This is a genomic window from Hyella patelloides LEGE 07179 (assembly GCF_900659865.1).
GTDB classification, from domain to species: domain Bacteria; phylum Cyanobacteriota; class Cyanobacteriia; order Cyanobacteriales; family Xenococcaceae; genus Hyella; species Hyella patelloides.
Genome location: NZ_LR214249.1, coordinates 1 through 2,329, shown reverse-complemented (window position 1 = coordinate 2,329; position 2,329 = coordinate 1). Strand labels below are relative to the sequence as shown.

Here is a 2,329-nt window from a genome sequence, read left to right as displayed (position 1 = left end):
GGTTTAATACCTAACTGTTCATTTATGATTTCTACTATTCCTATTTCATCTATTATTCCAGCTATTATTCCTAAATGATTAATTGTTTGAACTTCAATATTCACTAATTGACTCATTAAAACAAAGTTTTTACCTGATTTTTATTAGAATCATTTTCTCTTATTTTATCTTCCTGGACACTCTTTAAAATACTTAGACAGTCTCGACTTTGCCGATCTGCAAAGCAGCCACTTCGTGACCACGAGGAACGAGTGAACCTCTCTCGCTGAGATATAGCGATCGCTATAATACTTGTAATTTTGTGTATTACATTTAGACGTGCGTAATGAGAAATAAACTGTTAGCTGGACTTTCGGAAAAAAGTGATCGATAAAGACTGTACTCTAAATAGAGAAAGCTTTTAACCTGTTTTTAGCCCCAAACAAATCCACGTTCTGCTTTATGGGCAGCAAAGATTTCTCTATTTTGTTGCAACCAGCCAAAGAAACGATAAGAAATACCTGTTAAAAATGCCTCTAAAGTATCGGAAAAAGTGGTTAAAGGTTTATGGGCATAACGTTTTCTTAGTCCGCCCATTAATTGTTGATAAATAACGGACATCTCGCGATTCTGAGGAGACCTCAGAATGCGTGTCCTCATAAAAGTATAAGCATTAAATACCAAAATAAAGTGACGAATTAAACTTTCTTTTTTTCTCATTTGATACTCTTTTAAGCCTAACCAACCCTTAGCTTCTCTATAAAACTTTTCAATGTAGTTTCTATCTGAAAATGTTTTTACTATCCATTCTTCTGTTACTTTATCACCTTGAGAATTAGTAATTAAATAATCTATTTCAGTAGCTTCAGATACAGAGTTGGCATTCATGACGATCGCTATATTTCTCCTACCTTCAAGACCATTAGTTTCAGCTTGAATGATAGCTACCCAAACAGTTTTAGGTTTATCAAGTTCTAAGGTAACGGCTTTAAAATCTTCTTTAGATAAAGATAGAATTATTTCATCTAATCTTTTTGGTGAATCTTTTTTTCCTGTTTGTTGATTAATAACAGTAGCCAGTCTATTTTTCGCTAAACCCCCAATATACTTCAGGTTTAGCTTTTCTAGTTCATTTAAAAAAGTAGAATTATTGCCATAACCTCCATCGATTAAAACAATTCCTGGACGATATTTTCTCTGTAGAGTTTTATTGATTAATTTTAAAGCTATATCTGGCTTTTTGATAAAATTTTGCTCCTCTTTTCCCTTTGGTAAGAAATCAGCGTGTTGATACAATTCTACATCTAAAGGAAGACTTCTTACTCCATCATATAGCGGTGCGACCCTGGCGAGGTTTCCTCGCCCAAGGAACGCCCTAAAGGACTAGCGTTGCGTCGCGCACCAAGACGATGGGTAGTAACTATAACAATTCCGTTGTCAGTTTTGCCAATTTCCCCAATATATTATCTTCCTACTCCTGAAGTGAAATTTCCACTTTTCCTGTGTCCCGAATCATCTATTATCAGAGCGAAACCATTTCTGATTCTTGTCTGATTACGTTTATTTATGATTTCTAAACGACGCTCATTTATTTTTTCTACTGACCATTTTGATTCACTAATAAAATGGTGAATATTACTCTATGAAGAACCAATTATATTGTCAGTAATTTGGGAAATATTTTTCCGTTTACTTTCCCCTAATAATCCCGCTAAATAACAACGAAATCCTTTTTTCTGACCTTTCGTTTGCCATAAATCATCAAACTTTACACACCATTTCTCAAAACATGGGGGTAAGGCTTCAAGGGTTATTTCTTTCAGGGAAAGCGATCGCAGTTTTAATTCAAGTAAAAGCAAGATATTTCAATCATTCTATCCTATTTTGTTGCTCGAATTCCGAAAGTCCAGTTAACAACCCTCGGATTTGTTCGACCTTGGCGATTGGGAATGATTTGTTCGGCAACTTCCGAAATTAACCAGTAGAAAAAGCAAGGCAGTGAAGAAGGCAAAGCTTGTTGAAACCCTGAGATAGCTCGGCGCAGAATTCGTAAAGTACTGGTAAAACTGAATTGTAAAGAAGATCGCTCTGTAGTAGTCGAAGCCCGAAAAATCAAAGAACGTATTGCCCAATGAGCCAGCAACCAACCAGAGATTTCTTGAACGACTAATTTGGGTTTTTTGGAACGAATCGGAGTTTTTCGAGCATTAAGAGTTAAAGGTGTTAACGGGACTTAAACAAAAACTAAGCCCAAATGAACCCTAAACTAGCTTTGTAAGCAGTAAAAACGTCTAAATTATGATTGAGCCACTGGACAAAACGATAAGACATAGCTGTACGAAATGCCGAC

At 35.6% G+C, this 2,329-nt stretch carries 2 protein-coding genes and 1 pseudogene; all 3 read right to left on the bottom strand.

The genetic code is table 11. The features are described from left to right. Window positions 1-116: DUF4277 domain-containing protein (locus tag H1P_RS32795; protein ID WP_144875603.1), on the bottom strand; the 116-nt coding region annotated here is incomplete at its 3' end. Window positions 117-411: 295 nt separating this feature from the next. After that, window positions 412-1,802, bottom strand: a pseudogene (locus H1P_RS32790) (transposase). 56 nt (window positions 1,803-1,858) lie between these two features. Beyond that, window positions 1,859-2,122: a hypothetical protein gene (locus tag H1P_RS32785; RefSeq protein WP_144875601.1), complete on the bottom strand. Its 264-nt coding sequence runs from the start codon at window positions 2,120-2,122 to the stop codon at window positions 1,859-1,861. Window positions 2,123-2,329 lie beyond the last annotated feature (207 nt).